Consider the following 22,484-nt stretch of genomic DNA (forward strand, 5'->3'; position numbering starts at 1 on the left):
TCCGACCGGGCCGACCGGCCCGATCCGTCCTGCCGACCTGTCCCCCTCGACCCGTGCCCCCCCCGGGCCCGACCCCCCCCCCACCCCCAACGCCGGGGCGGGGGCGCCCCGCCCGCGGGCGGGCCCCTCGGCCGGCGGAGGCGGCGGGGCCCGGCACGGCCGGGTGCGCCGCGGACCAGGGCGGCTGCGATCCCGGGTCGGTCCGCGGCCGGGCGTACGTCTCGGTCTGCGGTGTGACGATCCACGCCAGTTCCGCCTCCGCCTCGGCCACCGTGACGCGACGTGCCCGGTCCCCGGCGAGGAGCCGCTCCAGCAGCGGCCCGAGCGCACCGGCCCGCACCGGCGGACCGGGTACCTCCCGCTCGGAGGGCTCGTGCCCCTCGACGGCGTAGTGGAGTGTGCGGCCCAGTGCGAGGAGACCGTCCCCGTCCACGGGCCGGGCGACGACGTGGTCCAGGAGCAGGATCCTGCCGTACGGCGCGCCACCGCGGTCCGGAGCCAGCAGGATGTCGGCCGGCTCCACCTCCCGGTGCGGCCCGTTCCGCTCGCGCCCGGCGTCCGGCGCACCGAGCACGGTGAGCACCGCGAGTCCGATCCGGGCACAGTCGGCCGGGGCCAGCGGGCCGCGCCGGGCCACCAGCTCCCCCAGGCCGACGGCGCCCGCCACGTACTCCATGACGACCCACGGCACGCCCTCGTGCTCCACCACCTCGTGAACGGTCACGACGTGCGGATGGCCGGGCGGCCGCGGCAGGTTCCGGGTACCGGTGCGGGCGGCCTCCAGCGCGACCTCGCGGCTCAGCAGCTGGTCGTGGGCGAGCCATACCCGGCCCCGCCCGCCGTCACCGAGCGGGCGCAGCAGCAGATAGCGGCCGACGACGACCCGGCCCACTTCCGGCCGCGGTCCCGGGCCCTCTGATCCCGGGCCCTCTGATCCTGGGCCCTCTGATCCTGAGAATGCGTGACGTGCCATACCGCTCCCCCCGGGCGGTTCCCCCCGACGCGCCACATGCTACTGAACGGAGCCGCCGTTCAGCCGCCGCGTGTGTTCAGTGAGGCCAGATAGGCGTTGTATGCCTCAAGTTCCTTGTCGCCGTCGCGTTCGGCGGCCCGGTCGCCGCGCCGGGCCTGCCGCTCCTCCGAGGCATACCACTGGAACAGCAGCGCGAGCAGCACCAGCACGGACGGGACCTCGCTGAAGGCCCAGGCGATGCCGCCCGCCGCGTTCTGGTCGGAGAGCGCGTCGATGCCGAGCGACGCGGGCGGGTTCTCGAACGTGCCGACCATGGGTGACGACGCCATCATCAGCGCGATGCCGAAGAACGCGTGGAACGGCATGCCCGCGAAGAGCTCCAGCATCCGCATCAGATAGCCCGGCCGGTGCGGGCCCGGGTCCACGCCCATGATCGGCCAGAAGAACACCACGCCGACGGCGAGGAAGTGCACCATCATCGCGATGTGCCCGACCTGGGAACCCATGAGGAAGTCGAAGAGGGGGGTGAAGTACAGCGCGTACAGGCTCGCGATGAACAGCGGGATGGTGAACGCGGGATGCGTGATGATCCGCATGTAGCGGCTGTGCAGCAGCATCAGCAGCAGCTCGCGGGGCCCCTTGCGGCCGCGGGCCGCCGGGGGCAGCGCCCGCAGCGCCAGGGTGATCGGGGCGCCGAGCAGCAGCAGGATCGGCGACACCATGCTGATGATCATGTGCTGGACCATGTGCACGCTGAACATGACCATGCCGTAGTCGTTCAGCTTGGTGCACATCATCAGCGCCACGCTCAGCACACCGACGACGAAGGACACGGTCCGGCCCACCGGCCACTTGTCGCCGCGCCGCACCAGACGGAGTACGCCCCAGCCGTAGAGCGCCAGTCCCAGGAGGCAGGCGATCAGGAAGAAGGGGTCCGCCGACCAGGCGAGACCTCGCCCCAGCGTGAACGGCGGCAGATCCATCGTCATGCCGTGCCCGCTGTGATCCATCCGCCGGCTCCTGTTTCGTGGGGGTTGAGCGCTGTCTGTCCGCACCAGAGTAGAACCGCCCCCGGTCGCGGCTGCGACCGGGGGCGGTTTGTCGTCGGGTACGCCTCAGAGAACGCACTCCGCCTCGTCGTAGCGCTCCACCGGCACCGTTTTCAGCGTCTTCACGGCCTCGGCCAGCGACACCATGGCGATGTCGGTTCCGCGCAGGGCCGTCATCATCCCGAACTCCCCGCGGTGCACGGCCTCCACCGCGTGCCAGCCGAACCGCGTCGCCAGCACCCGGTCGTACGCGGTCGGCGTGCCGCCGCGCTGGACGTGCCCGAGTATCACCGGCCGGGCCTCCTTGCCGAGGCGCTCCTCCAGCTCGATGGAGAGCTGACGGGCGATACCGGCGAAGCGCTCGTGGCCGTAGACGTCCTTGCCGCCCTCGTCGAAGTCCATGGTGCCGGGCTTCGGCTTGGCGCCCTCCGCGGCCACCACGATCGCGAACCGCTTGCCCGCCGAGAAACGCTCGCCGACCTTGGCGGTCAGCTCGTCGATGTCGAAGGGCCGCTCCGGGACGACGACGGCGTGGGCGCCGGCCGCCATGCCCGAGTGCAGCGCGATCCAGCCGGTGTGACGGCCCATGACCTCCACGATCAGCACCCGCTGGTGGGACTCGGCGGTGGTCTTCAGCCGGTCCAGGGCCTCGGTGGCGACAGTGACGGCCGTGTCGAAACCGAACGTGACGTCCGTGACGGCGATGTCGTTGTCGATGGTCTTCGGCACGCCCACGATCGGCAGGCCGTTGTCGGAGAGGAGCCGTGCCGCCTTCAGCGTGCCCTCGCCGCCGATCGGGATGATCGCGTCCAGGGCAAGTTCCTCGACGTGGCCCCGGGCGCGCTCCACCCCGTCCCGCAGGTGCTCGGGACGGACCCGGGAGGAGCCGAGGATGGTGCCGCCGCGGGCCAGGATGCCACCGACCGCGTCGAGGTCGAGCTTGAGGTAGTCGCACTCCAGGAGGCCCTTCCAGCCGTCCCGGAAGCCGATGACCTCGTCGCCGTGGTCGACGACGGCGCGGTGCACGACGGACCGTATGACGGCGTTCAGGCCGGGGCAGTCACCGCCGGACGTGAGGACACCAATGCGCATAGCCCGGAATACCTTCTCAAGTGGCACGGGGGCCGGACCGCGCTGTCCGGCTCGATTCCCGCCACCCTAGCGGCATCGGGGGGCGGGACCGAACCGCGCGTCCGCCTACTGGACGTGCCCGCTCACCTGTGCGGATGAGTCATCAGACGGGCCCTTCCGCGGACGCCGGGCAGGCGGCCGCGCCGCCGCCTGCGGGTGCGGGCCGCTGCGGGGCAGCCGGGTCTACGCAGGCTGCTGCGCGGCGGCGATGCGCTCGTTGCGGAGCGCCTCGTACCAGCGGTCGTCGGTCGGCGGCAGCGCGTTCACGTCGAGCGCCAGCTTCAGCAGCAGGTCCGCGATCAGCGGGTTGCGCGCCAGCACCGGGCCGTGCATGTACGTGCCGAAGACGGTGTCGTTGTACGCGCCCTCCGTGCCGTCGCCCGTGCCGTTGCCGTTGCCGAAGCGGACCTGGGCGAACGGGCGGGCGCCCGGGCCGATGTGGGTGACGCCCTGGTGGTTCTCGAAGCCGGTCAGCGGAGGCAGGCCCAGGCGCGGGTCGATGTCGCCGAGGACGTCGCCGACGCACCGGGCGCCCTCGCCGCGCGTCGAGACCACGTCGAGCAGGCCGAGGCCCGGCTCGCGCTGCCCCAGGTCGTTGATGAACTCCTGGCCCAGGATCTGGTAGCCGGCGCAGACGGAGAAGACGATCGCGCCGTTCTCCACCGCCCGGTACAGGCCGCCGTCCCGGCGCAGCCGCTCGGCCGCGAGCCGCTGCGGGCGGTCCTCGCCGCCGCCGATCAGGTAGATGTCGCCGGAGGTCGGGATCGGCTGGTCGCTGCGCACGTCGAGCCGGGCGACGTCGAGGCCGCGCTGGCGGGCCCGGCGTTCCACGACGAGGGCGTTGCCCTGGTCGCCGTACGTGCTGAGCAGATCCGGGTAGATCCAGACGATCCGCAGTTGGTTGTCGCTCACGAAAGTCCCCTGAAGTCTCGCGGTCAGTTGCCGACGCGGCGGCGCAGGTCCTGGAAGGCGGTGTAGTTCGCGATGACCTCGATGCGTCCCGGCGGGCACAGCTGCACCGCCTGGTCGATGTCCTCGCAGACCTGGAACTGCTGGTTCGCGACCTCCAGGCGCACCGCGAGGTCCAGCTTCCGGTCACCGACCAGGCAGATCGGATGGCCGGTCAGCCTGGTGTAGTCGACGTCCCACAGCCAGGAGGTGTCGGTGCCGTCGGCGCCGCGCGCGTTCACCGCGAGGATCACCGGGGTCGGCGGCGGGTCGATCAGGGAGAAGGTCTCCAGCCAGCCCGCCGGGTTCTTGGCGAGCAGCAGACGCAGGTCACGGCCCTGGAACTGGACGACGTCGTAGCGTCCGGCGACCGCCTGCACCTGGTACATGCGCTCCAGGGCGACCTGCGGCGGCACCCCGAACACGGCGGCGACGGCGGCCGAGGAGGCGGCGTTGGCCTTGTTGGCGCGGCCCGGCAGCTGGAGGTGGATCGGCCAGGCGGAGCCGTGCGGGTCGAGGACGTGGTCGCCGGAGAGCGCCCAGCTCGGCGTGGGCCGGCGGAAGCCGCACTCGCCGCAGAACCAGTCGTCGCCCGGACGCTGCATCACGCCGCCGCAGGACGGGCAGGACCATGCGTCGTCCTTCCACATCTGCCCGGCGGCGACCCAGATCACGTTGGGGGAGGAGGAGGCGGCCCACACCACCAGCGGGTCGTCGGCGTTGGCGACGATCACGGCCTTCGAACCGGCCAGCCCCTCGCGCCAGTTCTCGGCGAGCATCCGGGTCTCGGCGGCGCGGTCCAGCTGGTCGCGGGAGAGGTTGAGCAGCGCGATGCACTTCGGGTCGGTGTCCCGGGCGACGCCGGCGAGGTACTTCTCGTCGACCTCGATGACGCCGAACCGGGCCTCCGAGCCGCCGGCGAGCGCCGAGGTGATGCCGGCCGGCATGTTGGCGCCGAGCGCGTTGGACACGACCGGCCCGGCGGCCTTGAGGGCCTCCGCGATGAGCCGGGTGGTGGTGGTCTTGCCGTTGGTCGCCGAGACGAGGGTCACGTCCAGGTGCTGGGCGAGCCGGGCGAGGAGGTCGGGATCGAGTCTCAGCGCGACCTTGCCGCCGATCACCGAACCGCTGCCGCGCCCCGCGGCACGAGATGCCGCCGCGACCGCCTTGCCCGCGGTCACGGCGATCTTGGCCCGGGGCGTGAGCGGGTCCGAGTTGCCTGCCATCAGTTCTCGATCCTCCTTGCGTACGCGCCGCGCCTGAAGCCTGACGGCCACGTGGTGTGGACCTCAGCCTATCGAGATCCGTTCGCACTCCCGAATCGCGGCACCGGTCATGGCGTTCCGGCGGTGGGCGCGAGCCGCCGGGGGACACAGGGACCCTACTCTTGCCGCCATGCGACAAGGTTCCATCCCGGGCGCCCGCGGGCGCGTCCGGCCCCTCAGCCTCCTCGGCGACCCCGTCCTGCACGCACCCTGCGAGGAGGTGACGGACTTCGGTCCGGAACTCGCGGCCCTCGTGGAGGACTTGTTCGCGACCATGTACGCCGCGCACGGCGTGGGTCTGGCCGCGAACCAGATCGGTGAGCCGGTGCGCGTCTTCGTCTACGACTGCCCGGACGACGAGGACGAACGTCACCTCGGCCACGTGGTGAACCCGCGGCTCGTCGAGACCGACGGGGTGGTGGTGCGCGGGCCGGAGGGCTGTCTGTCGCTGCCGGGCCTGGAGGCCGGAACCGAGCGTCACGACCACGCGGTCGTGTCGGGCTTCACGGTGACCGGGGAGCCGGTCACCGTGCACGGGTCCGGATTCTTCGCCCGGTGCCTCCAGCACGAGTGCGACCACCTGGAGGGCCGGGTGTACGCCGACCGCCTGGCCGGCCGGCGTCACCGGAAGCTGATGCGGCAGGTGGCGAGGGCTTCCTGGCGCCGCTGAGGGCGTCGGCCGGGGTACGGGGCCGCACCGGCGGGTGGCCGCGCCGCACGGGCACGTCCGGTCCACGGACGCGGCCCGGGGCCGTCAGAAGCCCGGGCCGCCCGCCTTGTCGCCGGCCGCGGCGAGGCGGCCCCACAGGAGGTCGGCGAGGGTGCGCACCAACTCCGCCCGGGGGCACGGGCGTTCGCCCAGCCACCAGTCCCCGGCGGCGTGCATCATGCCGACGATGCCGTGCCCCCAGACCCGGGCCAGCTGCTGGGTGCCGGGTCCGACGTCGAGGCGCTCCTCGATGACCTGGGCCAGCTCCTCGCCCATGCGGCGCAGCAGGGGTGCCGAGTGTTTGCCGACGTCGAAGCCCTGGTCGCCCGGCGGGGTGCTGCCCTCCGCCGGATGCATCAGGAAGCGGTACACCTGCGGGCGTGCCTCGATGGCCGCCAGGTAGGTGTCCAAGGTGGCCTCGACCCGTTCCCGCCGTTCCGCCGGAGCGTCCAGGGCGGCCCGCAGCGAGGAGAGGAGAGCGTCCGTGTGCCGCTTCGCCAGGGCGGCGTAGAGTCCGCTCTTGTCGCCGAAGTGGCGGTAGAGGATCGGCTTGGTGATGCCGGCCTCGGCGGCGATGGCGTTCATCGAGGCCTGTGGGCCGTCGCGCAGCACCACCCGGTCGGCGGCCTCCAGCAGCTCGCGCCGGCGGCGGTCGGCGGACTGTTGTTGATCGGTCCGCTGCGTGGTGTCCATGTGCTCTCCCCACCCGTGCTGTTTCGGTGACGCCTGCGCAAACTAACACCCGGCGGGCACCGCGCATCGAACGGGAGGGCGGCGGGGCCTGGGGAGTTGACTTTTCCTACCCGCCGGTAAAAGACTCGCGTTACCGCAAGTAACATGTACGTGCGTCACTGGAGGGGACATGGCCGAGTTCACCATGGAGCTCAACGACGAACAGAAGGAGGTCCGGGACTGGCTGCACGGCTTCGCCGCCGACGTCATCCGTCCCGCCGCCGCCGAATGGGACGAGCGTGAGGAAACTCCCTGGCCGGTCATCCAGGAGGCCGCCAAGGTCGGCATCTACTCCCTCGACTTCTACGCCCAGCAGTACTTCGACCCCACCGGCCTCGGCATCCCCATGGCGATGGAGGAGCTGTTCTGGGGTGACGCCGGTATCGCCCTGTCCATCGTCGGCACCGGTCTGGCCGCCGTCGGTGTCCTCGCCAACGGCACCGACGAGCAGATCGGCACCTGGATCCCCCAGATGTACGGCGACGCCGGCGACGTCAAGGTCGCGGCGTTCTGCTCCTCCGAGCCCGACGCCGGCTCCGACGTGGCCTCCATGCGCACGCGTGCCGTGTACGACGAGGCCAAGGACGAGTGGGTACTCAACGGCACCAAGACCTGGGCGACCAACGGCGGCATCGCCAACGTCCACGTCGTCGTCGCGGTCGTCGACGCGGAACTGGGCTCCAAGGGCCACGCCTCCTTCATCGTCCCGCCGGACACGCCGGGGCTGTCCCAGGGCCAGAAGTTCAAGAAGCACGGCATCCGCGCCTCGCACACCGCCGAGGTGATCCTCGACAGCGTGCGTGTCCCCGGCTCCTGCCTGCTCGGCGGCAAGGAGAAGCTCGACGCCCGCCTGGCCCGCGCCCGGGAGAAGGCCAAGAAGGGGGGCGAGCGGGTGAAGAACGCGGCGATGGCCACCTTCGAGGCCTCACGGCCGGCGGTCGGCGCCATGGCGGTCGGCACCGCCCGGGCCGCCTACGAGGTCGCCCTCGAGTACGCGCGGACCCGCGAGCAGTTCGGCCGCCCGATCATCGACAACCAGGGCGTCGCCTTCCAGCTCGCCGACATGCGCACCTCCATCGACGCGGCGCGGCTGCTGGTGTGGCGGGCCTCGTGGATGGCGGTCAACGGCAAGCCGTTCACGGCGGCCGAGGGGTCGATGTCCAAGCTGTTCGCGAGTGAGACGGCGAAGAAGGTGACCGCCCAGGCGGTCCAGATCCTGGGCGGCAACGGCTACACCCGGGAGTACCCGGTGGAGCGGATGCACCGCGACTCCGCGATCTACACGATCTTCGAGGGCACGAGTGAGATCCAGCGGCTCGTGATCGCGCGGACGCTGGCGGGCATGCCCATCCGCTGACCGTGCCTCAGCGGCGTCGGTTGCCCGATGCCGTACGCGGCCCGCAACGCCTCGACGGCCTCGTGGTCCGGCGGCCCCGGTCGCCCAGGGTCTCCAGCGGTTCCTCGAAGTAGCGCTCGTGGTCCGGGGGCGGGCTCGCCTGGAAGAACATCCTGGCCGGCGCGCCCGCCGGGTAGGCGGAGGCCGTGCGCGAGTGCGAACCGGTCACCTTGTAAGTCACGTGCTGGGCGGGCGCCCGCACGACCCTGCCCTGCCCGGCGGCACCAGCAGCCCCTCCGACACCGCTGCCAGACCGCTCACCAGGTCACCGGCAGGGCCTCGGGCCCGCGGATCAGCGCCCCTTCCTGAAGGGCACGTCCTCGGGCGGCACCGCGGGCTTCAGGCCGGGTACCCGGTCCAGAACCGTGCCGACGAGCAGTTCGGACTCCAGCCGGGCGAGCGTGCCGCCGGGGCAGTAGTGCGGGCCGAAGCCGAAGGACACGTGCGGGTTGGGGCTGCGGGCGAAGCCGATCGTGTCCGGGTCGGGGAAGACCTCCGGGTCGCGGTTCGCGGCCAGGTACGACACGTAGACCGCGTCGCTCGCCCGGATCCGTACGCCCCTGACGTCCACGTCCTTCAGCGCGATCCGGGACAGCCCGACCGCGTTGCGATGGGGAATCCAGCGCAGTAGTTCGTCGATGGCCCAAGGACGGATCGCCGGGCGACGGGGCCCTGCCGCGTGGTGCTGTCGAACGCGCCGGTGTTCTCCATCAGCCGGAGGACCAGCGGCAGTTGAGGATGGCCGGCGTGGCGCTCGCGCGCCGGCTCCAGCGTCTCCTCCGTCGCGGTCACGTGCTCCGGAACGGACACGGAGGGGCTGCGCGAAGTCGCCATGAACCGTGCCTGCTTCCGCCTCGTGGAAGGCTCTCGCCCCGGCCGGAAAGCGGTGCTCCTTTCGGGGGTGTCCATCCACGATCACTCACGGGGGCGGCGATCTCCCGCCGGGATACTCCGTCCCGGGGACCGGCCGGTGCGGGCGGCGGGCACGAACGGCGTCAGGAGGACTGGCCGCTGCTGTGGGCGATGCAGGCCACGTCGATCCGGTCGGCGAGTTTGGCGAGCTCGATGGTGAGCGCGGCGACCGTGTCCTCGTCCAGAGTCACCTCGCCGGCCTCCACCAGCCGCAGCCAGCGCCCGCCCACCGTGCGCAGCAGCTTGCTCACGTCGGACGCGGCGACCTGAAGGGTGCCGCGGTCGTCGACGATCAGAGGCAGGGTCACTTCGCGGTTCACAAAGGGGATCGTAGTCGCGTAAGGCTCACGCTCCGTGCCATACGGTGGTGATGTTGCAGAACTCCCGGATTCCGTGCCCGGACAGCTCACGCCCGTAGCCCGACCGCTTGACCCCGCCGAACGGGAACGCCGGATGGGACGCCGTCATCCCGTTGACGTACACGCCGCCGGCCTCCAGGTCCCGTACGAAGCGGTCCACGTCGGCGTCGTCGCGCGTCCAGACGTTGGAACTGAGCCCGAAGTCGGTGTCGTTGGCGATCAGGACCGCCTCGTCCAGGTCGGCCGCGCGGTACAGCGTGGCGACCGGGCCGAAGGCCTCCTCGCGGTGGATGCGCATCCCGCGGGTGACGCCGGCCAGCACGGTCGGCGGGTAGTACCAGCCGGGCCCGCCCGGGCGTTCGCCTCCGCACAGCACGCTCGCGCCGCCGCGTACCGCGTCGTCGACCAGTTCGACGAGGTCGTTCACGCCCTGCTCGCTGGAGAGCGGGCCGACCTCGGTTCCCTCGTCCATCGGGTCGCCGACCGTCAGCGCCTTCATGCCCTCGGTGAAGCGTTCGGCGAAGGCGTCGTACACGTCGGTGTGCACGATGAACCGTTTGGCGGCGATGCAGGACTGCCCGGCGTTCTGCGTACGCGCGTTCACCGCCACCTGGGCGGCGCGGTCCACGTCGGCGGACGGCATCACGACGAACGGGTCGCTGCCGCCCAGCTCCAGCACCGTCTTCTTGATCATCTCTCCGGCGGTGGAGGCGACCGCGCGGCCGGCGGGCTCGCTGCCGGTGAGGGTGGCGGCCCGCACGCGCTCGTCGCGCAGGATGTCGTCCACGGCCGCCGACCCGATCAGCAGGGTCTGGAAGCAGCCCTCGGGGAAGCCCGCCCGGTGGAAGAGGTTTTCCAGGTAGAGGGCGGTCTGCGGCACGTTCGAGGCGTGCTTGAGCAGCCCGACGTTGCCCGCCATCAGCGCGGGGGCGGCGAACCGGACGACCTGCCAGAGCGGGAAGTTCCACGGCATCACCGCGAGCACCGGACCGAGCGGCCGGTAGCGGACCAGGGCCCGGGAGGCTCCGGAGTCCTTCACGTCCGACTCGGCGGGCTCCTCGTCGGCGAGCAGCTCCGCCGCGTGGTCGGCGTACCAGCGCATCGCCTTGGCGCACTTGGCGGCCTCCGCGCGGGCCTGCTTGACCGGCTTGCCCATCTCCGTGGTGATGACCTTGCCGATCTCGTCCTGGTCCGCCTCCAGGAGGTCGGCGGCCCGGCGCATGAGCCGGGCGCGCTCGTCGAACGGCGTCGTCCGGTACGTGCGGAAAGTGGCCTCCGCGAGCTGGAGCCGGCGCTCGATCTCCTCCTCGCCCATGGCCTCGTACGTCCTGAGCGTCTCGCCGTTCGCCGGGTTCACCGTCGCGATGGGCATGGCCGACCTCCCTGGTGCGGACTCGTGCTTCGACCTTGGCGCGCGGCGCGGGTCGCCGCAACGCGGACGGGTCCCGTGCCGTACGCCCGCCACTGGTCGCTTCTCGTCAGTGCGAGTGCTCAGCCAGCCGGTCGAGAAACGCGGCCTGCGCCTTCACGATCACCTCGCGCGCCCGGTCCACCGGGAACCACGCCACCCGGTCCAGCTCGGGGAACTCCTCGAACCGGCCCGACCTCGGCGGCCACTCCATGCGGAACGTGCCGGGGACGACCGCCGCCGGATCGAGGCCGGCCTCGACGGCCCACACCGTGACGACCTTGCCGCCCGCCTGCCGTACCTCCCCGAGCGGTACGGCCTCGCCCTCGGGCGGCGGCAGCCCCAGCTCCTCCTCGAACTCGCGCCGGGCCGCCTCCCAGGCCGGTTCGGCGGGGTCGTACTCGCCCTTCGGGACGGTCCACGCTCCGGCGTCCCGAAGGGCGTAGTAGGGACCGCCCATGTGGCCGAGGAGCACCTGGAGACCGTGGCCGGGGTCGCGCCGGTCGCGCCGGTACAGCAGCAGGCCGGCGCTGCGCCTCACGGGGCCGCCTCGGGGTGCGCGGCGAGCAGGGCGTCCACCGTGTCCGTCTCCTCGGGGCGTTTGTCCTCGCGGTAGCGGACCACGCGGGCGAAGCGGAGGGTGACGCCGGCCGGGTAGCGGGTGGACCGCTGGAGGCCGTCGTAGGCGATCTCGACGACGAGCTCGGGGCGTACGGTCACTCCCCAGTCGTGTTCCTCGACGGCCAGCTGCCCCAGGCGCTCGGTCTGCCAGGCCAGCAGCGCGTCGGTCATGCCCTTGAACGTCTTGCCGAGCATGACGAAGGAGCCGTCGGGGGCGCGGGCGCCCAGGTGGAGGTTGGAGAGCTTGCCGGTGCGGCGGCCGTGGCCCCACTCGGCGGCCAGGACGACCAGGTCGAGGGTGTGGACGGGCTTGACCTTCAGCCAGGACGCGCCGCGCCGGCCCGCGCTGTAGGCGGCGTCGAGTCCTTTGACCACGACGCCCTCGTGTCCGCGCCTCAGCGTCTCGGCGAGGAACTCCTCGGCGGCCCGGGTCTCCTCGGGCCCGCGCACCAGGGTGCGCCGCACCCGCGCCGGTTCGGGGACCAGCCGGGCCAGCTCCGCGTGCCGCCCGGTCAGCGGCAGGTCGAGCAGGTCGTGGCCGTCGACGGACAGCGCGTCGAAGAACACGACGGAGACGGGCACCGCCCGCGCGGCCGTGGCCACGTCCGTGCGGGAGCCGACCCGCCCGGCGGTCTCCTGGAAAGAGCGGGGGCGTCCGTTCGCGTCGAAGGAGATCACCTCGCCGTCCAGGACGAACCGCTCGCCGGGCAGTTCGAGTGCCGCCGCGGTGACCTCGGGGAGCCGGTCGGTGATGTCGTCCAGGGTGCGGGTGTACAGCCGTACGGTGTCGCCGTCCCGGTGCACCTGGACGCGGATGCCGTCCAGTTTCTCCTCGACGGCCGAGGCGCCCAGCTTGCCGACCGCCTCGGCGACCGAGGAGGCGCTGTGCGCCAGCATCGGCAGGACGGGGCGGCCGACGGTGAGCCGGAACCGCTCCAGGGCGCCGGGCCCGTCGGCCAGCAGGGCCTCCGCCACCGTCCGCAGCGAGCCCGCGAGCATCACCGCCCGCCGTACGTCGGCCGGGGGCGCGCCGGTCGCCGCGGCCAGGCCCTCCACGGCGGCCGCGTCGAGGGCGCCCTGCCGGACCTCACCGGTGAGCAGCCCGACCAGGAAGCGCTGCTCGTCCTCGGTGGCCGCGCCCATCAGCTCGCCGACCAGCCGCGTCCGCTCGGCCTGCGAACCGGCGCCGGAGACCGCGCCGAGCCGCGAGAGCCGGGCGTCCACCTCGCGCACGGTCAGACTCGGCATGGCGGCCGGCGCCACCGGGCGGCTCAGCACCTTCCAGCCGACGCCGATCCGCCCCTGGGGGAGCCGGCCCGCCAGATACGGGATGACGACCGGCACGTCCGCCGCCTCCGCCTCCCGGAACAGCTCCGCGAGCAGGGCGGTCTTCCGGGACCGCGCCGACGTGGCGGCGACCTCCCGGGACACCTGGGCCAACCGGGCGAGCAGCATGCAGTCAGAGTGCACCGGAGAGGCCGGACCACACCCGCGGGCGGCACGCCACGCCGGTCCTCGCGGCGGACGGTGCGGTGGCTGCGCGGTGCCGGGCGGTTACGCACCCTGCCGGAAGGGTGGGGACGCGTGCCGGGCGGTCACGTCCCGCCGAAAGCGCGGGGTCGCGTGCCGGGCGCGTACTGCCCTGCCGCACGGGCGTGGGAGCGTACCCGTCCGGCGCCGCGCGCCGATCCGGCACCGCAGTGTCCCCGCGGTGCGGTCCGCCCGCGCTGCCTAGCCCGCGATGGCCGCGTCCAGGTCCGACATGATCAGGTCGCCGACGATCGCCGACGCCGCGCGGTAGCCGCCGCTCGCCGCGTGGACGACCTGCTCGGCGAATCCCATCGCGTTGCCGGCGGTCCACACGCCGGGCGCGGTGGTCCGGCCCGTCGGGTCCACCACGGGGTAGGCGCCGAAGGGGGTCTCCTGCAGTTCGGCGCCGAGCCGCTCCATCAGGCCGGTCTGCGGCACGGCCTTGGGGGCGACGAACACCACCGAGCGGTCGTGCTCCGTGCCGTCCGCGAGCCGGACCCCGGTGAGCCGGTCGTCCTCGACCCGCAGGCCGGCGACCTCGCCGGGCACCACCTTGACTCCGGCCGCGGCGAGCCGGCGCAGGTCGTCGTCGGACAGCTCCTCCTCGGCGACCGTGTGCAGGAAGAGGGTCACGTCGTCGGACCAGCCGGACACCATCAGCGCCTGGTGCACGCTGAGCGGGCCGGCGGCGAGAACACCGAAGCGCTCGTCGCGTACTTCCCAGCCGTGGCAGAACGGGCAGTGCAGCACGTCCCGGCCGAACCGCTCCGCGACGCCGGGCACCGCCGGCAGCTCGTCCTTGAGGCCGGTGGTGACGATCAGCCGACGAGCGTGCACGGTGCGCCCGCCGGCCAGCTCCACGGCGATGTCCTCGCCCCGGGACACGTCCACCGCCCGGTCGCGGACGAGTTCCACGCCGTACCGCGCGACCTCTTCCCGGCCGAGCGCCAGGAACTCCGCGGGCGGCATGCCGTCCCGGGTCAGGTAGCCCTGCATGTGGTCCGAGGGCGCGTTGCGCGGCTCGCCGGCGTCGACTACCAGCGTGCGCAGCCGCGAGCGGCCCAGGACGAGCGCGGCGGAGAGTCCGGCCGCACCGCCGCCGACGACTACCACGTCGTAGTTCTCGGTCAGGTCCTTGTTCTGGGTCAGGTCCTTGTTCTGGGTCACGGTGACCACCTCCACGTAGAAGGTCGCCCGAGCGGTACGGGATTGACAAATACATTTGCCGGTTCTGCAATAAGGGCATGACTGCAGACGACGTTCTCGCCGGTGTCGGACCGAGGCTCCGCCAGCTGCGCAAGGAGCGGGAGGTGACCCTGGCGGCGCTCTCCGAGACGACCGGCATCTCGGTGAGCACCCTGTCGCGGCTGGAGTCGGGCCTGCGCAGACCGAGCCTCGAACTGCTGCTCCCGATCGCCCAGGCCCACCAGGTGCCGCTGGACGAACTGGTCGGCGCCCCGCCGGTCGGCGACCCCCGGGTGCGAGCCAAGCCCATCGTGCGCCACGGCCGCACCCACTGGCCCCTCACCCGCCAGCCGGGCGGGCTCCAGGCGTTCAAGGTGCTGGTGCCCCAGGGCAAGGACGAGCCGGATCCGCGGACCCACGAGGGGTACGAGTGGCTGTACGTCCTCTCCGGCCGGCTGCGGCTGGTGCTCGGTGACCACGACGTGGTGCTGTCGGCGGGGGAGGCGGCCGAGTTCGACACCCGGGTGCCGCACTGGTTCGGGTCGACGGGTGAGGGGCCGGTCGAGTTCCTCAGCCTGTTCGGCCCGCAGGGGGAGCGGATGCACGTACGGGCGCGGCCCGCCGGACGGTCGTGACGGAACGCCCGGTCGTGACTCGACGACCGCCCGCTACCTGTTGACCCCTCGACCTGTTGACCCCTCGACCTGTTGATCCCTCGACCTGTCACCGCGCGCCGCCTGTCACCGCCCGCCGCCTGTTGCCGACCGCGACCTGTTCCCTGATCGGCAAGCGACCGCTTAGTATGCGGGAGACCCGGTCGGACGACGCAGTCGGTGGAGGCCCCGCATGCAGGCATGGCAGGTGCACGAGAACGGCGAGCCGGGCGAGGTGATGCGCCTCGTGGACGTGGCGCCGCCGACGCCCGGCGACGGTCAGGTGCTGCTGAGGGTCCGCGCGGCGAGCATCAACTTCCCGGACGCACTGCTGTGCCGGGGCCAGTACCAGGTCAGGCCACCGCTGCCCTTCACACCGGGCGTGGAGATCTGCGGTGAGACCGAGGACGGGCGCCGCGTCATCGCCACCCCCGCGCTGCCGCACGGCGGCTTCGCCCAGTACGCCGTCGCGGACGCCCGCGCCCTGCTGCCCGCGCCGGACGCCCTGGACGACGCCGAGGCCGCCGCCCTGCACATCGGCTACCAGACGGGATGGTTCGGCCTGCACCGCCGGGCCCGGCTGGAGGCCGGCGAGACGCTGCTCGTCCACGCCGCCGCAGGAGGAGTCGGCAGCGCGGCCGTGCAGCTCGGCAAGGCCGCCGGTGCCACCGTCATCGGTGTCGTCGGCGGACCCGGGAAGGCGGCCGTCGCCCGCGAGCTGGGCTGCGACGTGGTCGTCGACCGGCACGGCGAGGACGTCGTCGCCGCCGTGAAGGACGCCACCGGCGGCCGGGGCGCCGACGTGATCTACGACCCGGTCGGCGGTCAGGCCTACGCCCAGTCCGCCAAGACCGTCGCCTTCGAGGGCCGGATCGTCGTCCTCGGCTTCGCGAGCGGCACGATCCCCAGCCCCGCGCTGAACCACGCCCTGATCAAGAACTACGCGATCCTCGGCCTGCACTGGGGCCTGTACAACACCAGGAATCCCAAGCTGGTCCAGCACTGCCACGAACAGCTCACCGAGCTGGCCGCACGGGGCGCGATCAAGCCGCTGGTGAGCGAGCGGGTGCCGCTCGACGGGGCCGCCGACGCCGTGCAGCGCGTCGCCGACGGCAGGACGACCGGCCGGGTGGCCGTCGTACCGGAGAAGCTGGAGAAGGGAGCCGCCGCATGACCGACGCAGCGGAACTGCGCCGCCGTACCAAGGAACTGCTGGCCGCGCATCCACCGGCCGCCACCGAACGCCTGGACTTCCTCCGGGCCCGCTTCGACGCCGGACTGGCCTGGGTGCACTACCCCGAGGGCCTCGGCGGACTCGCCGCCCCGCGCTCCCTCCAGGCCGTCGTGGACGCCGAACTGGCGGCCGCGGGCGCCCCCGACAACGACCCCCGGCGCATCGGCATCGGCCTCGGCATGGCCGCCCCGACCATCCTCCAGTACGGCACCGAGGAGCAGAAGCAGAGCCTCCTGCGCCCCTTGTGGACCGGCGAGGAGGTCTGGTGCCAGCTGTTCAGCGAACCGGGCGCCGGCTCCGACCTGGCCGCCCTCGGTACGCGGGCGGTCCGGGAGGGCGAGGACTGGGTCGTCAACGGGCAGAAGGTGTGGACGTCCAGCGCGCACCTCGCCCGCTGGGCCATCCTCATCGCCCGCACCGACCCGGACGTGCCCAAGCACCGGGGCATCACCTACTTCGTGTGCGACATGACCGACCCCGGTGTCGAGGTCCGGCCGCTGCGCCAGGTCACCGGCGAGGCCGAGTTCAACGAGGTGTTCCTCACCGACGTCCGCATCCCCGACTCCCGCCGCCTCGGCGAGACCGGCGACGGCTGGCGCGTCGCGCAGACCACGCTGAACAACGAACGCGTCGCCATCGGCGGCACCCCGATCCCCCGCGAGGGCGGCATGATCGGCAAGATCGCCGCGACCTGGCGGGAACGCCCCGAACTGCGCACCCACGACCTGCACCAGCGGCTGCTCGGCCTGTGGGTCGAGGCCGAGGTCGCCCGCCTCACCGGCGTACGCCTGCGCCAGCAGCTGGTGGCCGGCCAGCCGGGTCCCGAGGGCGCCGGCATGAAGCTGAACTTCGCCCGCCTCAACCAGGAGATCAGCGGCCTGGAGGTCGAACTCCTCGGCGAGGAGGGCCTGCTCTACGACGACTGGACCATGCGCCGCCCCGAGCACGTGGACTTCACCGGCCGTGACGCCGGATACCGCTACCTGCGCTCCAAGGGCAACAGCATCGAGGGCGGGACCAGCGAGGTCCTGCTGAACATCGTCGCCGAGCGCGTCCTGGGCCTGCCCGCCGAGCCGCGCACCGACAAGGACGTCGCATGGAAGGACCTCGCCCGATGAGCGCACAGTCGGAACCCGGTCTGCTCTACTCGGAGGAGGAAGAGGCGCTGCGCGCCGCCGTCCGGGACCTGCTCACCGACCACTGCGACCCGGCGGACGTCATCGCCCGCACCGAGTCGGCCGCCCCGCACGACGTGTCGCTGTGGAAGACGCTCTCCGACTCGATGGGCCTCGCGGGCCTGCTGATCCCCGAGGAACTGGGCGGTCAGGGCGCCACCCACCGGGAAGCCGCCGTCGTACTGGAGGAGCTCGGGCGCGCCGTCGCACCGGTGCCGTACCTGACGAGTGCCGTCGTCGCCACCGAGGCGCTCCTGGCCTGCGGAGCCGAGGACCTGCTCACCGAAGTGGCGTCCGCGACGACCACCGCCGTACTCGCCGTCGGCCTGCACGTCGCACCGGGCGGTGCCGTCCCGCACGTACGGCTCGAAGGGGGCCGGCTGCGCGGAGGGTTGGCCGGCATCGCCGACGCGGCCGTCGCCGACGTGCTGCTGGTGCCCGCGGACGACGGGGGGCTGTACGCGGTCCGCGCCGCCGACGTGACCGTCACCCCACAGGTGTCCCTGGATCTGACCCGGCCCGTGGCCCGCGTGGCCCTCGACGGCGTGTCCGGACACCGGCTCGGCGACGCCGGACCCGCCGTACGGCGCGCCCTGCGGGCCGGAGCCGGGATGCTCGCCTCCGAGCAACTGGGCCTGGCCGACTGGCTGCTGACCGAGACGGTCCGCTACCTCAAGGAACGCAAGCAGTTCAACCGCCAGGTCGGCGGGTTCCAGGCGCTCAAACACCGGCTCGCCGGGCTGTGGCTGGAGGTCGCCGGCCTGCGCGCCGCCGCCCGCAACGCGGCCGACGCGCTGGCGACCGGCGCGGACACCGACGTGGCCGTCGCCGTGGCGCAGGCGTACGCGGGCCGGGTCGCCGTCCACGCCGCCGAGGAGGCGCTGCAACTGCACGGCGGCATCGGCATGACGTGGGAACACCCGGTCCACCTGTACCTGAAGCGGGCCAAGGCCGACTCGATCGCCTACGGCGCGGCGGGCACCCACCGGGAAGCGCTGGCCGAACTGGTCGACCTGCGAGCACCCTGACGCCCGTCCGTCCCTTTCCAGGTGATGCCGTCCCATTCCGGGTGATGCCCGTCCCACCAGGGGCGGGCATCTTCCGCGTCCGCCGCCGGACGACATGAACGACCGGCGGCGGTCCGGCCAACTCCCCGCACGGCCCTGCCCCCTGACGACATCGGGACCCCATACTCACAGGCGTCCCGTACGGCACCTCCAGGGAGGCAGAGCATGGCCCTCACCACCCGACGCAGAGCCCTCACCACTCTCGGCGCCGCCCTCGCGGGCGCGGTCGCCCTGCCCGCCGGCACCGCGCTGGCGAGCGAAGGCAGGCCCGGCCCGCGCCCGCTGTGGCGCGCCCACGCCCACAACGACTACGAGCACCCCCGCCCCCTCCTCGACGCCCTCGACCACCGCTTCGGCAGCGTCGAGGCCGACATCTACCTGGTGGGCGACCAACTCCTCGTCGCCCACGACCCCGAGGACCTCGACCCGTCCCGCACCCTGGAATCCCTCTACCTCGACCCCCTCGCCGCCCGCGTCCGCGCCCACCACGGCCGGGTCTACCGGCGGGACCGCCGGGCCCTGCAGCTCCTGATCGACATCAAGACCGAGGGATCGTCGACGTACCTCGAACTCGACCGTCATCTGCGCCGCTACAAGCACCTGTTCACCACCTACGCCCACGGCAGGGTGTTCCCCGGCGCGGTCACCGCGGTGATCTCCGGTGACCGGGCGGCCCGCGCGCCCATGGAGGCGCAGCGCATCCGCCGGGCCTTCTACGACGGCCGCCTCGCCGACCTCGGCAGCTCCGCACCGGCCTCCTTCGTCCCGCTGATCAGCGACAACTGGACGCTCAACTTCACCTGGCGGGGCGTGGGCGCCTTCCCGGCTGCCGAACGGCGCAAGCTGCGGGACATCGTCGGCGCGGCGCACTCCCGCGGGCAACGGGTGCGGTTCTGGGCCACGCCCGACGTGGCGGGCCCCGCGCGGGACGCCCTGTGGACCGAACTGCTCGCCGCCGGCGTCGACCACCTCAACACCGACGACCTCGGCGGCCTGGAGGCGTTCCTCGACGCCCACCGGGACGCGTAGGGCGCCGACGGAGCCGACGGAACAGTACTCGTTCGGAGGACAGGTCAGCCGCCCGGACGAACCCTCCGCTACGCCACACTTACGGCCGAACGCCGCGAAGTGGACGTGGCGGAGGAGGTTGACGATGGCCATTTCCATCTCTGTGGTGCTGTTGCTGTCCGTCCTGGCGGTGATCTTCCTGCGCAACGGCGGGCTCAAGGTCTCGCACGCGTTGGTGTGCCTGCTGCTCGGCTTCTATCTGGCCGGCACGAACATCGCGCCGACCATCCACAGCGGCCTGACCGCGACGGCGGACATCGTCGGCAGCCTCAGACCGTAGGCGGCGGCCGTGACGGGGGGAGGGGGCCGGCGGCCCACGGGGGGCGCTACGCGTCGATGACGCGGGAGCGGATGAGGAAGCGCACCCCCTCGGGTGCCTCCAGCGAGAAGCCGCCGCCCCGGCCCGCGACGACGTCCACGATCAGTCTGGTGTGGCTCCAGGCCTCGTACTGGAGGCGCGACATCCAGAACGCCACCGGCTCCCCGACGCCCTCGACGACCAGCTCCGCGAGCAGGACGTCCGCGTCACCGGTGCGGAATTCGCCGGCCGGGTAGCACATGGGGGCGCTGCCGTCGCAGCAGCCGCCGGACTGGTGGAACATCAGCGGGCCGTGCGCCGCGCGGAGCCGGCGCAGCAGTGCGGCGGCCTCGGGGGTGAGCTCGACGCGGGGAGTCTCCTCGTATGTGTCGTGCATGTCCCGCATGCCAGCACGGCGAAGGTTGCGAGAGGGTTGCACCCGCGGGTTCCGTGTGTGGTGCAGGGTGTGGTTCCGCGTGTGGTTCCGCGTGCGGCTTTACCTATTTTGACATACCTATCGAGTCATATCTATCGTGTCCGGGTGACCGACTCCAGCACCCCTCGCCGGGACATCGACCGTGTGGCCTCCGGGCTCGCGGCATGCCTTCCCGCGCTGCACCGGGCGCTGGACCGACAGGTCACCGCCCAGTACCCGCACCCCAAGCCCCCCGAGAGCCAGATCGCGCTGCTGCGGTTCGTCGCCCAGCGCGAGGGCACCACGGTGCGCGAGGCCGCCGAGGCCCTGCTGATGAAGCCGAACAACGTCAGCGCCCTGGTCACCCAGCTCACCGAGCAGGGCGACCTGGAGCGTCGGCAGGACAGTGCCGACAAGCGGGTCGCCCACCTCCACCTCACGGCCACGGCCCGTCAGCGGCTGTCCGAGGTGCGGGAACTGGAGACCGCGTTCATCCGCGACGCACTGACGTCCCTCACCGAGGGCCAGCAGGGCGCGCTCGGCTCCGCCCTGGACGCCCTCGACGCGCTGACGCGGCACCTCCACCCCGCCGCCGCCCGCTGACCGGGCGGGGCCCAGGCATTCCCGCCGGCCGCGGGCCCACCGTCGTGCCCGCGGCCGGCCCGCCGTGCGCCCGAGGGCCGCCCCGTCCCCCGCACCACCCCTTGAACCTGGAAGAGAAGGCTCACCCATGCCGTCCACGTCCGTGGATCACCCCACCACGCCCGCGGCCGAAACCGCCCCACCGGCGGCCGGCCGCCTGCGGTCCAATCCGTGGCTGACCCTCCTCGCCGTCGCGTTCGGACTGTTCATGGTCCAGCTCGACGGCTCCGTCGTCGCCATCGCCAACCCCGAGATCGGCAGCGACCTGCACGCGTCGACCGCCGAGCTGCAGTGGGTGACCAACTCCTACCTGCTCGCGCTCGCCGCCACCCTCATCCTGGGCGGCAAGCTCGGTGACCGGTTCGGGCGGCGCACCTACTACCTGGTGGGCGTGGCCGGCTTCACCCTCGCCTCCGTCGCCATCGGCCTGGCCGGGTCCATCGAGGGCGTGGTCGCCTTCCGCGCCCTCCAGGGCGTCTTCGGCGGACTGCTGATGCCCAACACCCTCGGACTGCTCCGCTCCGTGTTCCCGCCGAAGAAGTTCGGCATGGCCGTGGGCATCTGGGCCATGGTCTCCGCCGTCGCGACGGCCCTCGGACCCATCGTCGGCGGTCTCCTCGTGGAGAACGTCAACTGGGAGTCCGTCTTCTACATCAACGCCCCCATCGGCATCATCGCCATCGCCTTCGGCATCCTCGTCCTTCCCGAGAGCCGCAACACCTCCGGCCGGGAACGCTTCGACATCCCCGGCCTCGTCCTGCTCGCGCTCGGCCTGCTGGCCGTGGTCTTCGGCGTCGTCAAGGGCGAGACCTGGGGCTGGACGTCCGCGGGCACCCTCGGCTCCGTCGCCGCCGGCCTCGTACTCCTGCTCGTGTTCGGCTGGTACGAGACCCGTGTCGAGCACCCGCTGCTCCCGATGCGCCTGTTCCGCAACCGTGCGCTGACCATCGGCGCGGTCATCACCGCGCTGAACTTCTTCGTCATGCTCGGCGTGATCTTCTTCGTCATGCTCTACCTGCAGAACGTGCGTGGTTTCACGCCGGTCGAGGCGGGCGTGCGGACGCTTCCGCTCAGCCTCGCCTCGCTGGTCGCCTCGCCGCTGGGCGCGGTCCTGACCCAGCGCTTCGGTCCCCGGCTGACCATGCCGCTGGGCATGCTGCTCCAGGCGGCCTCCTGCTTCGGCATGCTCACCTGGCAGACCGACTCCTCCTACGCCACGATGTGGCCGCCGTTCATCGCGCTCGGTCTGGGCGTCGGCATGGTGATGGCCGCCTCCTCCGACGCCATCGTGGGCAACGCCCCCGTCCGGGACGGCGGTGTGGCCGGCGGTCTGCAGGCGACGACCCTGCAGATCGGCGGCGCGCTCGGCACGTCCGTCCTCGTCTCCCTGATCAGCAGCAAGGTCGGTGCCACGCTCACCGGGGAGCTGACCGGCGCGGGCGTGCCCCCGGCCGTGGCCCACGGTCTGCACGAGGCCAAGGATGCCGTGGCGATGGGCGTGGCTCCCGTCTCCGCCGACATGCCGGCCGGCCTGCGGGCCGCCGTGGTGGAGGGCAGCGGGCAGGCGTTCATGAACGGCGTCCACGTGGCCGTGGTCGTCACCGGTGTGCTCTGTGTGCTCGGCGCGGTGGTCGCGGCGCTCGGGATCCGGCGCCGCGCGGAGCAGCCGGCGGACCACTGAGACCGGGCCGGCGGTGCCCTCCTCGGCGTGGGG

Annotated in this window: 21 protein-coding genes and 3 pseudogenes; 10 read left to right on the forward strand and 14 right to left on the reverse strand. The window is 72.6% G+C overall.

The window, feature by feature from the left end; all coding sequences use genetic code 11:
- From ACP4J0_RS13135 to ACP4J0_RS13155, 5 genes and pseudogenes are all read right to left on the reverse strand, one after another.
- Window positions 1-892, reverse strand: a pseudogene (locus ACP4J0_RS13135) (serine/threonine protein phosphatase); the annotation flags it as partial.
- 140 nt (window positions 893-1,032) lie between these two features.
- Window positions 1,033-1,983: a cytochrome c oxidase assembly protein gene (locus ACP4J0_RS13140; RefSeq protein ID WP_426598833.1), complete on the reverse strand. Its 951-nt coding sequence runs from the start codon at window positions 1,981-1,983 to the stop codon at window positions 1,033-1,035.
- A 105-nt stretch (window positions 1,984-2,088) separates the two neighbouring features.
- Window positions 2,089-3,114, reverse strand: coding sequence for a 6-phosphofructokinase (locus ACP4J0_RS13145; protein WP_426598834.1), 1,026 nt, complete (start codon window positions 3,112-3,114; stop codon window positions 2,089-2,091).
- A gap of 222 nt (window positions 3,115-3,336) precedes the next feature.
- Window positions 3,337-4,065, reverse strand: a complete 729-nt coding sequence (locus ACP4J0_RS13150) for a type 1 glutamine amidotransferase (protein WP_398134617.1) — start codon at window positions 4,063-4,065, stop codon at window positions 3,337-3,339.
- A 23-nt stretch (window positions 4,066-4,088) separates the two neighbouring features.
- The gene (locus ACP4J0_RS13155; protein ID WP_426598835.1) at window positions 4,089-5,327 is read right to left on the reverse strand and encodes a MurT ligase domain-containing protein; all 1,239 of its coding nucleotides are present in this window, start codon (window positions 5,325-5,327) and stop codon (window positions 4,089-4,091) included.
- Between the two features lie 169 nt (window positions 5,328-5,496).
- On the opposite strand from ACP4J0_RS13155, the gene def reads away from it, so the two are divergent.
- Window positions 5,497-6,036, forward strand: a complete 540-nt coding sequence (gene def, locus ACP4J0_RS13160) for a peptide deformylase (protein ID WP_426598836.1) — start codon at window positions 5,497-5,499, stop codon at window positions 6,034-6,036.
- 84 nt (window positions 6,037-6,120) lie between these two features.
- Here def and ACP4J0_RS13165 read toward each other — a convergent pair whose 3' ends face one another.
- Entirely contained in the window at window positions 6,121-6,768 is a 648-nt protein-coding gene (locus tag ACP4J0_RS13165; protein ID WP_426598837.1) for a TetR family transcriptional regulator, read from the reverse strand.
- Between the two features lie 169 nt (window positions 6,769-6,937).
- Between ACP4J0_RS13165 and ACP4J0_RS13170 the strand changes: the two genes are divergently transcribed.
- Window positions 6,938-8,164 carry an acyl-CoA dehydrogenase family protein gene (locus tag ACP4J0_RS13170; protein ID WP_426598838.1) on the forward strand — a complete coding sequence of 409 codons (1,227 nt, stop codon included), beginning with the start codon at window positions 6,938-6,940 and terminating at the stop codon, window positions 8,162-8,164.
- Window positions 8,165-8,166: 2 nt separating this feature from the next.
- Here ACP4J0_RS13170 and ACP4J0_RS13175 read toward each other — a convergent pair.
- The 7 genes and pseudogenes from ACP4J0_RS13175 to ACP4J0_RS13205 all read right to left on the reverse strand — a co-directional run.
- Window positions 8,167-8,464, reverse strand: a pseudogene (locus tag ACP4J0_RS13175) (hypothetical protein); the annotation flags it as partial.
- A pseudogene (locus ACP4J0_RS13180) lies at window positions 8,461-8,864 on the reverse strand (cytochrome P450); the annotation flags it as partial. The pseudogenes ACP4J0_RS13180 and ACP4J0_RS13175, both read right to left, overlap by 4 nt.
- A gap of 334 nt (window positions 8,865-9,198) precedes the next feature.
- Complete coding sequence (locus ACP4J0_RS13185; RefSeq protein ID WP_426524689.1) at window positions 9,199-9,435, reverse strand: DUF6213 family protein; 237 nt, start codon at window positions 9,433-9,435, stop codon at window positions 9,199-9,201.
- 25 nt (window positions 9,436-9,460) lie between these two features.
- The gene (locus tag ACP4J0_RS13190) at window positions 9,461-10,846 is read right to left on the reverse strand and encodes an NADP-dependent succinic semialdehyde dehydrogenase (protein WP_426598839.1); all 1,386 of its coding nucleotides are present in this window, start codon (window positions 10,844-10,846) and stop codon (window positions 9,461-9,463) included.
- A gap of 106 nt (window positions 10,847-10,952) precedes the next feature.
- Window positions 10,953-11,423 (reverse strand): NUDIX domain-containing protein, encoded by a 471-nt coding sequence (locus ACP4J0_RS13195; RefSeq protein ID WP_426598840.1) that lies wholly within the window; start codon window positions 11,421-11,423, stop codon window positions 10,953-10,955.
- The gene (locus ACP4J0_RS13200) at window positions 11,420-12,958 is read right to left on the reverse strand and encodes an ATP-dependent DNA ligase (RefSeq protein WP_426598841.1); all 1,539 of its coding nucleotides are present in this window, start codon (window positions 12,956-12,958) and stop codon (window positions 11,420-11,422) included. The genes ACP4J0_RS13195 and ACP4J0_RS13200 overlap by 4 nt, the downstream gene beginning before the upstream one ends.
- Before the next feature lie 276 nt (window positions 12,959-13,234).
- Complete coding sequence (locus tag ACP4J0_RS13205) at window positions 13,235-14,215, reverse strand: NAD(P)/FAD-dependent oxidoreductase (RefSeq protein ID WP_426598842.1); 981 nt, start codon at window positions 14,213-14,215, stop codon at window positions 13,235-13,237.
- Between the two features lie 62 nt (window positions 14,216-14,277).
- On the opposite strand from ACP4J0_RS13205, the gene ACP4J0_RS13210 reads away from it, so the two are divergent.
- The 6 genes from ACP4J0_RS13210 to ACP4J0_RS13235 all read left to right on the forward strand — a co-directional run bounded on the left by ACP4J0_RS13210 (window position 14,278) and on the right by ACP4J0_RS13235 (window position 19,695).
- Window positions 14,278-14,853, forward strand: a complete 576-nt coding sequence (locus ACP4J0_RS13210; RefSeq protein WP_426598843.1) for a helix-turn-helix domain-containing protein — start codon at window positions 14,278-14,280, stop codon at window positions 14,851-14,853.
- A 211-nt stretch (window positions 14,854-15,064) separates the two neighbouring features.
- Window positions 15,065-16,045, forward strand: coding sequence for an NADPH:quinone oxidoreductase family protein (locus ACP4J0_RS13215; RefSeq protein WP_426598844.1), 981 nt, complete (start codon window positions 15,065-15,067; stop codon window positions 16,043-16,045).
- Window positions 16,042-17,223 carry an acyl-CoA dehydrogenase family protein gene (locus ACP4J0_RS13220; RefSeq protein WP_426598845.1) on the forward strand — a complete coding sequence of 394 codons (1,182 nt, stop codon included), beginning with the start codon at window positions 16,042-16,044 and terminating at the stop codon, window positions 17,221-17,223. The genes ACP4J0_RS13215 and ACP4J0_RS13220 overlap by 4 nt, the downstream gene beginning before the upstream one ends.
- Window positions 17,220-18,308: an acyl-CoA dehydrogenase family protein gene (locus tag ACP4J0_RS13225; RefSeq protein WP_426598846.1), complete on the forward strand. Its 1,089-nt coding sequence runs from the start codon at window positions 17,220-17,222 to the stop codon at window positions 18,306-18,308. Before ACP4J0_RS13220 ends, ACP4J0_RS13225 begins: the two co-directional genes overlap by 4 nt.
- Window positions 18,309-18,512: 204 nt before the next feature.
- Entirely contained in the window at window positions 18,513-19,376 is an 864-nt protein-coding gene (locus ACP4J0_RS13230) for a phosphatidylinositol-specific phospholipase C/glycerophosphodiester phosphodiesterase family protein (RefSeq protein ID WP_426598847.1), read from the forward strand.
- Between the two features lie 124 nt (window positions 19,377-19,500).
- The gene (locus ACP4J0_RS13235) at window positions 19,501-19,695 is read left to right on the forward strand and encodes a hypothetical protein (RefSeq protein WP_279563426.1); all 195 of its coding nucleotides are present in this window, start codon (window positions 19,501-19,503) and stop codon (window positions 19,693-19,695) included.
- 46 nt (window positions 19,696-19,741) lie between these two features.
- On the opposite strand, the gene ACP4J0_RS13240 is transcribed toward ACP4J0_RS13235, so the two are convergent.
- A complete protein-coding gene (locus ACP4J0_RS13240) occupies window positions 19,742-20,110 on the reverse strand; it encodes a DUF779 domain-containing protein (RefSeq protein WP_426598848.1) in 369 nt (122 codons plus the stop codon).
- Window positions 20,111-20,254: 144 nt separating this feature from the next.
- On the opposite strand from ACP4J0_RS13240, the gene ACP4J0_RS13245 reads away from it, so the two are divergent.
- Window positions 20,255-20,731, forward strand: a complete 477-nt coding sequence (locus ACP4J0_RS13245; RefSeq protein WP_426598849.1) for a MarR family winged helix-turn-helix transcriptional regulator — start codon at window positions 20,255-20,257, stop codon at window positions 20,729-20,731.
- A 127-nt stretch (window positions 20,732-20,858) separates the two neighbouring features.
- Window positions 20,859-22,451 (forward strand): MFS transporter, encoded by a 1,593-nt coding sequence (locus tag ACP4J0_RS13250; protein WP_426598850.1) that lies wholly within the window; start codon window positions 20,859-20,861, stop codon window positions 22,449-22,451.
- The last annotated feature ends 33 nt before the right edge of the window (window positions 22,452-22,484 follow it).

Source organism: Streptomyces sp. WG7, assembly GCF_049975785.1.
Classification (GTDB): domain Bacteria; phylum Actinomycetota; class Actinomycetes; order Streptomycetales; family Streptomycetaceae; genus Streptomyces.

Bases quoted from the DNA above. Each gene is read 5' to 3' on its own strand.
- ACP4J0_RS13215 (WP_426598844.1), top strand. From the start codon at position 15,065: ATGCAGGCATGGCAGGTGCACGAGAACGGCGAGCCGGGCGAGGTGATG.
- ACP4J0_RS13220 (WP_426598845.1), top strand. From the start codon at position 16,042: ATGACCGACGCAGCGGAACTGCGCCGCCGTACCAAGGAACTGCTGGCC.
- ACP4J0_RS13200 (WP_426598841.1), bottom strand. From the start codon at position 12,958: ATGCTGCTCGCCCGGTTGGCCCAGGTGTCCCGGGAGGTCGCCGCCACG.
- ACP4J0_RS13210 (WP_426598843.1), top strand. From the start codon at position 14,278: ATGACTGCAGACGACGTTCTCGCCGGTGTCGGACCGAGGCTCCGCCAG.
- ACP4J0_RS13145 (WP_426598834.1), bottom strand. From the start codon at position 3,114: ATGCGCATTGGTGTCCTCACGTCCGGCGGTGACTGCCCCGGCCTGAAC.
- ACP4J0_RS13190 (WP_426598839.1), bottom strand. From the start codon at position 10,846: ATGCCCATCGCGACGGTGAACCCGGCGAACGGCGAGACGCTCAGGACG.
- ACP4J0_RS13165 (WP_426598837.1), bottom strand. From the start codon at position 6,768: ATGGACACCACGCAGCGGACCGATCAACAACAGTCCGCCGACCGCCGC.
- ACP4J0_RS13235 (WP_279563426.1), top strand. From the start codon at position 19,501: ATGGCCATTTCCATCTCTGTGGTGCTGTTGCTGTCCGTCCTGGCGGTG.
- ACP4J0_RS13170 (WP_426598838.1), top strand. From the start codon at position 6,938: ATGGCCGAGTTCACCATGGAGCTCAACGACGAACAGAAGGAGGTCCGG.
- ACP4J0_RS13155 (WP_426598835.1), bottom strand. From the start codon at position 5,327: ATGGCAGGCAACTCGGACCCGCTCACGCCCCGGGCCAAGATCGCCGTG.
- ACP4J0_RS13225 (WP_426598846.1), top strand. From the start codon at position 17,220: ATGAGCGCACAGTCGGAACCCGGTCTGCTCTACTCGGAGGAGGAAGAG.
- ACP4J0_RS13140 (WP_426598833.1), bottom strand. From the start codon at position 1,983: ATGGATCACAGCGGGCACGGCATGACGATGGATCTGCCGCCGTTCACG.
- ACP4J0_RS13240 (WP_426598848.1), bottom strand. From the start codon at position 20,110: ATGCACGACACATACGAGGAGACTCCCCGCGTCGAGCTCACCCCCGAG.
- ACP4J0_RS13250 (WP_426598850.1), top strand. From the start codon at position 20,859: ATGCCGTCCACGTCCGTGGATCACCCCACCACGCCCGCGGCCGAAACC.
- ACP4J0_RS13230 (WP_426598847.1), top strand. From the start codon at position 18,513: ATGGCCCTCACCACCCGACGCAGAGCCCTCACCACTCTCGGCGCCGCC.
- def (WP_426598836.1), top strand. From the start codon at position 5,497: ATGCGACAAGGTTCCATCCCGGGCGCCCGCGGGCGCGTCCGGCCCCTC.